This window comes from Actinophytocola sp. (assembly GCF_045807065.1).
Lineage (GTDB): Bacteria > Actinomycetota > Actinomycetes > Mycobacteriales > Pseudonocardiaceae > Actinophytocola.
In genome coordinates this window covers 1-7,544 of the sequence record NZ_JBJMIE010000161.1, presented here as the reverse complement: position 1 = coordinate 7,544, position 7,544 = coordinate 1, and the positions used below count along the sequence as shown (strand labels likewise).

The 7,544-nt window shown below is 72.7% G+C and carries 9 protein-coding genes; 4 read left to right on the top strand and 5 right to left on the bottom strand.

What is annotated here, in order from left to right:
• A partial coding sequence (locus tag ACJ73U_RS09475) for an MFS transporter (protein ID WP_407777175.1) occupies window positions 1-564 on the bottom strand: 564 nt, incomplete at its 3' end.
• A gap of 74 nt (window positions 565-638) precedes the next feature.
• The gene (locus ACJ73U_RS09470; protein ID WP_407777174.1) at window positions 639-1,085 is read right to left on the bottom strand and encodes a MarR family winged helix-turn-helix transcriptional regulator; all 447 of its coding nucleotides are present in this window, start codon (window positions 1,083-1,085) and stop codon (window positions 639-641) included.
• A 168-nt stretch (window positions 1,086-1,253) separates the two neighbouring features.
• Between ACJ73U_RS09470 and ACJ73U_RS09465 the strand changes: the two genes are divergently transcribed.
• Entirely contained in the window at window positions 1,254-2,069 is an 816-nt protein-coding gene (locus tag ACJ73U_RS09465; RefSeq protein ID WP_407777173.1) for an alpha/beta fold hydrolase, read from the top strand.
• A 40-nt stretch (window positions 2,070-2,109) separates the two neighbouring features.
• A complete protein-coding gene (locus ACJ73U_RS09460; protein WP_407777172.1) occupies window positions 2,110-2,352 on the top strand; it encodes a hypothetical protein in 243 nt (80 codons plus the stop codon).
• Between the two features lie 18 nt (window positions 2,353-2,370).
• Here the strand turns inward: ACJ73U_RS09460 and ACJ73U_RS09455 are convergent, their stop codons facing one another.
• Window positions 2,371-3,117, bottom strand: coding sequence for an SDR family NAD(P)-dependent oxidoreductase (locus ACJ73U_RS09455; RefSeq protein WP_407777171.1), 747 nt, complete (start codon window positions 3,115-3,117; stop codon window positions 2,371-2,373).
• 85 nt (window positions 3,118-3,202) lie between these two features.
• On the opposite strand from ACJ73U_RS09455, the gene ACJ73U_RS09450 reads away from it, so the two are divergent.
• A complete protein-coding gene (locus ACJ73U_RS09450; protein WP_407777170.1) occupies window positions 3,203-4,039 on the top strand; it encodes a helix-turn-helix transcriptional regulator in 837 nt (278 codons plus the stop codon).
• Between the two features lie 33 nt (window positions 4,040-4,072).
• Here the strand turns inward: ACJ73U_RS09450 and ACJ73U_RS09445 are convergent, their stop codons facing one another.
• Entirely contained in the window at window positions 4,073-4,909 is an 837-nt protein-coding gene (locus ACJ73U_RS09445) for an NAD(P)H-binding protein (protein WP_407777169.1), read from the bottom strand.
• 101 nt (window positions 4,910-5,010) lie between these two features.
• Complete coding sequence (locus ACJ73U_RS09440) at window positions 5,011-6,030, bottom strand: LacI family DNA-binding transcriptional regulator (protein ID WP_407777168.1); 1,020 nt, start codon at window positions 6,028-6,030, stop codon at window positions 5,011-5,013.
• A gap of 158 nt (window positions 6,031-6,188) precedes the next feature.
• Here ACJ73U_RS09440 and ACJ73U_RS09435 point away from each other — a divergent pair.
• The coding region (locus tag ACJ73U_RS09435) for a glycoside hydrolase family 13 protein (RefSeq protein ID WP_407777167.1) at window positions 6,189-7,544 on the top strand (1,356 nt) is incomplete at its 3' end.

Genomic DNA, 7,544 nt, shown 5'->3' with positions numbered 1-7,544 from the left:
GCCGGGGCGGCCCGCCGACGTCTCGCGCAGGCTCAGGTACGACCAGATCGTGCCGGTGACGCTGATCGGCACGCTCACCCAGAACACCGCGCGCCAGTCGATGGTGGCCAGCAGCCCGCCCGCTAGCAGCCCGAGGAACTGGCCGGCCAGCGCGGTGATCTGGTTGACCCCCAACGCCATGCCGCGCTGCCGGGCGGGGAAGGCGTCGGTGAGGATCGCCGCCGAGTTCGCGGTCAGCATCGACCCGCCGACGGCCTGGACGACCCGGAGGCCGATGAGCCACAACGCGCCGGGGCCGCCGGTCAGGGGATCGACCGAGAGGAGGAGCGAGGAGACGGCGAAGATCGCGAAGCCCATGTTGTACATGCGGACCCGGCCGAACATGTCGCCGAGCCGGCCGAGTGCGACGACGAGCACCGCGGAGACGAGGATGTACCCCAGGATCATCCAGAGCAGGTAACCGATGTTGCCCGGGGCGAGCGGGTCGAGGCCGATGCCGCGGAAGATGGCGGGCAGCGAGATGATCACGATCGACCCGTCGACGGCCGAGATCAGCACGCCCATCGTCGTGTTCGACAGGGCGACCCACTTGTAGCGGCCGTTCGTCCCGGTTTCCGCGGCCGCCTGCCGCGTGGCGGTCACATCCGCTCCGCGAGCCGGTCGAGCAGGGGCAGCGTCGCGTGCAGGGTCGCGCGCTCCTCGGCGGTGAACTCCCGTTCCAGCGCGTCGGCCAGCCGCCGCACGGAGGCGGAGCGCCGGTCGGCCACCACCTGCCGGCCCGTCGTCGTGATCGCCATGACGGCGCGCCGGCCGTCGGTGGGGTCGGGGGTGCGGCTGACGAGGCCGCGCTCCTCCAGGGCGGCGAGGGTGGTCGCCATGGCCTGCGGGCGCACGCCCTCCAGCGTCGCCAGCGAGGTGGGGGAGTCGGACCCGTCACGGTCCAGGCGGGCCAGGACCGATCCCTCGGACAGCGTCACGTCCCCGACGGCGCTCTTCCCGTGCCGCAGCTTGCGCACGATGCGGCCCATGACGAGCCGGAGGGTCGCCGCCACCTCGGCCGGGTCGTCCACGGATGTCTCGACCACAGGTACTTACAATACATTAATTAACGAAGTGTAAGTACCTGGACCGGCGTTGCCGGTGATCGAGGTCGGCAGCCGGACGAACCGCGGTCGATCGGTTCGCGGCTTCACTTCGGAGGACGGGGATGAGAGGCTGCCGGCGGGAACACCGCCGTAGGAGGGGAAACTCCGTTGGTCGAGAAGAACATCACCGTCGGCGGTCAGGAGCTCGCGTACCGTGAGTCGGCCGGCGGCGGCCGGTCCGTCGTCCTGGTGCACGGCAACTCGTCGTCCAGTCGCACCTGGCACGCGCTCGTGGACGGTCCCTTCGGCGAGCGTTTCCGGTGTCTGGCCGTCGACCTGCCCGGGCACGGCGCCTCGGCGCCCGCCGCGGACGCGGAGGCCTACTCGCTGCCGGGCTACGCCGCCACCCTCGCCGGGTTCATGGCGGCCACCGGCGCGGCGGACGCCGTCGTGGTCGGGTGGAGCCTCGGCGGGCACATCGCGCTCGAGGCGGCGCCGCGGCTGCCGGCGGCCGCCGGGTTCGTGATCTTCGGGACGCCGCCGGTCAGCTCGCCTGCCCAGCTCGCCGACGCGTTCCTGCCGAACCCCGCCATCGGCGTGGGCTTCAGCGCCGAGGTGGACGGCGAGGCCGCACGTGCCTACGCCGAGAGCTTCGTCGCACCCGGCTCGACGCTCCCGCTGACCGAGTTCGTCGCCGACATCCTGGCCACCGACGGCGCCGCCCGCGCCGGCCTGCAGGCGAGCCTCGGGGCGGGCCGGTTCCTCGACGAGGTCGAGATCGTCGCCGGGCTCACCCGGCCGCTGGCGGTTCTGCAGGGCGAGGGTGAGCAGCTCATCAGCCTGGACCACCTGCGCACGATCCCGATGCCGACCCTCTGGCGCGGGGAGGTGCTCGTGTTGCCGGGCGCTGGGCACGCGCCCCAGGAGGAGGCACCCGAGGAGTTCGCCGCTGTGCTCGCGGAGTTCGTCGCCGACCTGCCCTGACGCACTACTCAATCGAACGCGAGTTCGGTACAGTGGTGGTATGAAGGGCGACCGGGTCGAGATCGTGGTCGACGCGGGCGACACGGCCCGCGTCTACGAGGTCGAGGCGACCCGGGCCGGCCGGCGCGTGGAGGTCAGCGTCGGCCGCGGGGTCGTCGAGGTCGTGGAGGTCACGCGCACCGGTGTCCCGGTCCGCACGGCACGGTTCATGGCCGGCAGGGTGCTCGCGCTCGTCGAGCACCCTGCGACCGCCGCACTTCTCGACGACGAACGCCCGGCCTGATCGCGACACTCGGCCTGGTCACACGGCGGCGCCCCCGGTGACGGGCAGCACCACGCCGGTCACGAAGGAGGCGCGGTCGCTCAGCAGCCAGGCGGCCGCCTCGGCGATCTCCTCCGGGCGGGCGGCGCGGCCGAGTGGCGTGCCCGCGACGATGCGGTCGATCACGCCGGGGTCGTGCTGGTTCCACTCCTCGACCATCTCGGTCATCGTCAGGCCCGGTGCGATCGCGTTGACCCGGATGCCGGCCGCCGCGTACGTCACGGCCGCCGACTCGGTGAGGCTGTTGACCGCGCGCTTGGCCGCCCCGTACGCCGGCAGCGCCGGGTTCCCGATCAGGCTGCCCACGCTGCTGGTGTTGACGATCGCCCCGCCTCCGCTCGCGGTCATCGCCTTGACCTCGGCGGACACGGCGTAGAAGACGCCCTTGAGGTTGACCCGCACGACGAGGTCGAAGTCATCCTCGGGGAAGTCGGCGATGGGGTGGGGCGGCACCCCGACCGCACCGTTGTTGAACGCGAGGTCCAGCCGGCCGTGCCGCTCGACGACGGTGGCCACCGCCCGCTCGACGCTCGCCACGTCACCGAGGTCGGTGACCACGTAGGAGGCGCCGGGGAGGTCCTCGGCGAGGGTCTTCAGCGCGCTCTCGGTGCGGGCCGCGAGGACGACGGTCGCACCCTCGGCCGTGAACAGGCGGGCCGCGGCGGCGCCGATGCCTCGGCTGGCCCCGGTGACGAGCGCGATCTTGTCGGACAACATTCCAGTCATGACTCCACCCTGCGGCGGCCCCGGCTCCCGTGACAGGCCCTGGCGGTACCTGGCTCGCCCCGCGCCCCGAGGGCATCCTGGAGGGGTGGACAAGCACGAGCTCGGCCGGTTCCTGCGGCACCACCGCGAGCGGCTGACCCCGGCGACCGTCGGTCTGCCGGCGGTCGGGCCGCGCCGCACCCCGGGACTGCGGCGCGAGGAGGTGGCCCAGCTGGCGCACATCTCGACGCAGTACTACACCCGGCTGGAGCAGGCCCGCGGCCCGCACCCGTCGCGGCACGTGCTGGCGGCCATCGGCCGGGCGCTGCGCCTCACCGACGCCGAGCGCGGGCTCCTGTACCTCCTCGGCGGGCAGCAGGCCGAGCCGCCGGGCCCGTCGCCGGACGTCCCCGACCGCATCCTCGACATGATCGAACGGCTGCCGCTCACCGCCGCGATCGTCCTCGACGCGAAGTACGACGTGCTGGCCTGGAACCCGCTCGCCGCGGCGCTGCTGGAGGACTTCTCGGCCCAACCGCGCCGCGAGCGGAACATGATCCGCCGGTACTTCCTGCACCCGGACCCGAGCCGCCGGCACTACGGCATCTCCGGCGGCGGCGACTTCGGGCAGTTCGCGGCCGGACACCTGCGCGCGGCCGCCGCCCGGTATCCCGACGACCGCGCCACCCAGGAGCTCGTCCGCGAGCTGCTGCGCCACAGCCCCGAGTTCGCCGCCCGGTGGCCCAACCCGGAGGTCTCCGACGAGCGCCACCTGCTCAAGACGGTCGACCATCCCGAGCTGGGGTCCGTCGAGCTGGTCTGCGACATCCTGTCGGTGCCCGAACGCGACCAGCACGTCGTGCTGTTCACCGCCGAACCCGGCACCCCAGCCCACGAGGCGCTGCGGCTGCTGTCGGTGATCGGGCTGCAGCGGATGAGCTGACGACGGGCTCGGGTCCGCGTGTGGGGAGGCGGGCTAGAAGTCGGCGGCGTGTTCGTGCGCCCACTCGCCGAACGACAACGCGGGGCGGCCGAGTACGCGCTCGACCGTGTCCGTGATCACCGACCTGCCGTCGTCCGACGCCGCGATGAACTGGATGATCGCGTCGATGGTCGCCGGCGCGGTGCCGAACTGGCCGAACCGGGCGCGTGCCTGGGTTTCCGACAGTTCCGTCACCGTGAGGTCCCTGCCCAGCGCGGTGCCGATCAGCTCGACCTGTTCGCGCTGGGACAGCAGCTGCGGTCCGGTGAGTATCCGGTCGGCGTACCCGTCGGAGCTGCCGGTGAGCGCCGCGACCGCGACCGCGGCGACGTCCCGTTCGTGGACCGGCGCCGACGTCCCGTTCGGACGGAACAGCGGCACCGTGCCGGTGGCGCGGATCGAGTCGGCCCAGGCGAGGTTGTTGGTGGCGAGCACGAGCGGGCGGATCGGTGTCCACGGCAGACCGGACTCGGTGAGCTGGTGCTCGACGGCGCGGTGTTCCTCGGCGATCGCGTTGCCCACGGCACCGGGCAGCAGGACGCTCCCGGACGACAGCAGCACCACGCGGTCGAGGTCGGCGTCGCTGGCCGCCTCGACGAAGGCACCCATGCCACCGGACGGCGCGTACAGGAAGACCTTCCGCACCCCGGTCAGCGCGGCCCGCACTGTGTCGGGTTTGGTCAGATCAGCGGCGACGACCGACACGTTCTCGGGCAACCCGGCGGCTTCCGGGTCACGCGCGGACGCGCGGACCTGCTCCCCGGCGGCCAGCAACTGGTCGACGACGTGGCGCCCGATGCTGCCGCGGGCTCCGATAACCAACGTGGTCACGACGGCTCTCCAAACGAGTTCCCTGTGCGCCACGGGAAGCACCGCGAGGGGGCACGCGGAGCGTTCCGACGCCGCACTCCACGCGCCTGTGACCCTAGCAGCTAGGGGGCGGGCGCCGTCGACTCCCGGTCGACCAGCGCGACGGCCAGCGTGACCGGGGCGTCCGGGCGGGTTCCGCCCTTCATGGCGCCGAGCAGCAGTGCCACGGCGTTCGCCGCCTTGGCCGCCATGTCCTGCGCCACGGTGGTCAACTTCGGGGTGACGTAGGCGCTGAGGTCGAGGTTGTCGAAGCCGACCACCGACAACCGGCCCGGCACGGGCACGCCCGCCTCCGCGAGACCGGCCATGACGCCGATCGCCAGGATGTCGGCCGTGGCGAAGACCGCGGTCGCCGCCGGGTGCTCGTCGAGCAGGCGGCGGCCGAGCGCCACGCCGTCCTCGTGGGTGGTGTTGACCGTCGCGACGGGACCGTCGGAACGGGACAGTCCGCCGTCGGCGAAGGCGGCCTGGAAGCCGCGGAAACGTTCCGCCACGACGCCGGCGTCGCCGAAGGCCGGTCCCGCGAAGACGATCTCGCGGTGGCCGAGGCCGATGAGGTGGGCGGTGGCCAGCCGGGCGCCGGTGAAGTCGTCCGAGCGCACGCCGGTGGCGAGCGGGTTGGCCGAGTAGCTGTCGATCGCCAGTACGGGCACGCGACCCAGCTCGGCGGCGCCGAGCCGGTCGATCTCCTCGTCGAGGAAGCCGAGCAGGATCGCGCCGTCCAGGCTCCACGACCGCAGTGCCTCGGGGATCTCGGCGGGATCGGCGATGCCGCGCAGCAGCAGGTGGTAGCCGCTCTTGCGCAGCGACCGCTCGACCTGGCCGAGGATCGCGGTGTTGTGCGGGCTGAGGGTGAGGCTGTCCTCGTCGGCGGCCGGCACGAGCAGGCCGACCAGGTGCGAGGTGCGGGCGGCGAGACTGCGTGCCGACGCGCTGGGCACGTAACCCAGCTCGTCGACGATCCGCCGCACCTTCGCGACGGTCGCGGGGGAGACCCGGGCGTGGTTGCCGTTGACCACGTTCGACACCGTCATCATGCTCACGCCCGCCGCCGTGGCGATGTCCTTGAGCGTCACGCGCATACGCGTTCCTTCCCCATGCGCCAGAGCCTAGGACCGTTGACACCCCGGTGCCGCCGGTCTACCGTCACCTACCACGCAAGTGTAGCGCTAAACCTAGCTCAACCAGGAGCGACGATGACGTCTGCCGTGGGGCGGAAGCACAGCGGAGGAGGTCGCGGATGAGCGCGGCGACCCGGTCAACGCAGTGGTGGCGGAACGCGGTGATCTACCAGATCTACCCGCGCAGCTTCGCCGACGGGAACGGTGACGGCGTCGGCGATCTCGCGGGTGTGCGGTCCCGCCTGCCGTACCTGGCCGACCTCGGCGTGGACGCCGTCTGGTTCACCCCCTGGTACGCCTCGCCGCAGGCCGACGGCGGCTACGACGTGGCCGACTACCGCGCGCTCGACCCCGCCTTCGGCACGCTCGCCGACGCGGAGGCGCTGATCGCCGAGGCCGCGGCGCTCGGCATCCGCACGATCGTCGACGTCGTGCCCAACCACGTCTCCGACGAGCACCCGTGGTTCCGCGCCGCGCTCGCGGCCGGTCCCGGCTCGCCGGCTCGCGAGCGGTTCTGGTTCCGCGACGGCAGCGCGACCGGTGGGCCACCGACGGCCTGGACCTCCGCGTTCTCCGGCGGCACCTGGACCCGCGTCCCGGATGGACAGTGGTACCTGCACCTGTTCGACTCGCGGCAGCCGGACCTGAACTGGAACCACCCGGACGTGCGGCGCGAGCACGAGGACGTGTTGCGGTTCTGGTTCGACCGCGGGGTCGCGGGCATCCGCATCGACTCGGCCACGATGCCGGTCAAGGACCCGGCGCTGCCCGAGGTGCCCGACTCCTACGCGGCGGGGGAGCACCCCTTCCTGGACCGCGACGAGCTGCACGACATCTACCGGGGCTGGCGAGCGGTGGCCGACTCCTACGCGGGGGAACGGATCCTGGTCGGCGAGATCTGGCTCGACGACCCGCACCGCTTCGCCCGCTACCTGCGCGGCGACGAGATGCACTCGGCGTTCAACTTCGACTTCATGATGCGACCGTGGGAACCCAAGCAGCTCCGTGAGGCGATCCAGTCCACCCTGGACTCGCACGCCCCGGTCGGCGCGCCGCCGACGTGGGTGCTGTCCAACCACGACGTCACCCGCCCGGTGACCCGGTACGGGCGCGTGGACAGCTCGTTCGGCTTCACGGCCAAGCGGTTCGGCACGCCGACGGACCTGGCCCGCGGCGAGTACCGGGCGCGGGCGGCCGCGCTGCTCACCGCAGCGCTGCCCGGCACGCTGTACGTGTACCAGGGCGACGAGCTGGGGCTGCCCGAGGTCGAGGACCTGCCGCTCGACGCGTTGCGCGACCCCATGCACTTGCGGTCCGACGGCGTGGACCCCGGCCGGGACGGCTGCCGCGTGCCCATCCCGTGGACCCGCGACGGGGCGTCCTTCGGCTTCGGCGGTGCCACGCCGTGGCTGCCGCAGCCCGCCGGGTGGGGCTCGCTCTCCGTCGCGGCGCAGGACGGTGAGCCCGGCTCGATG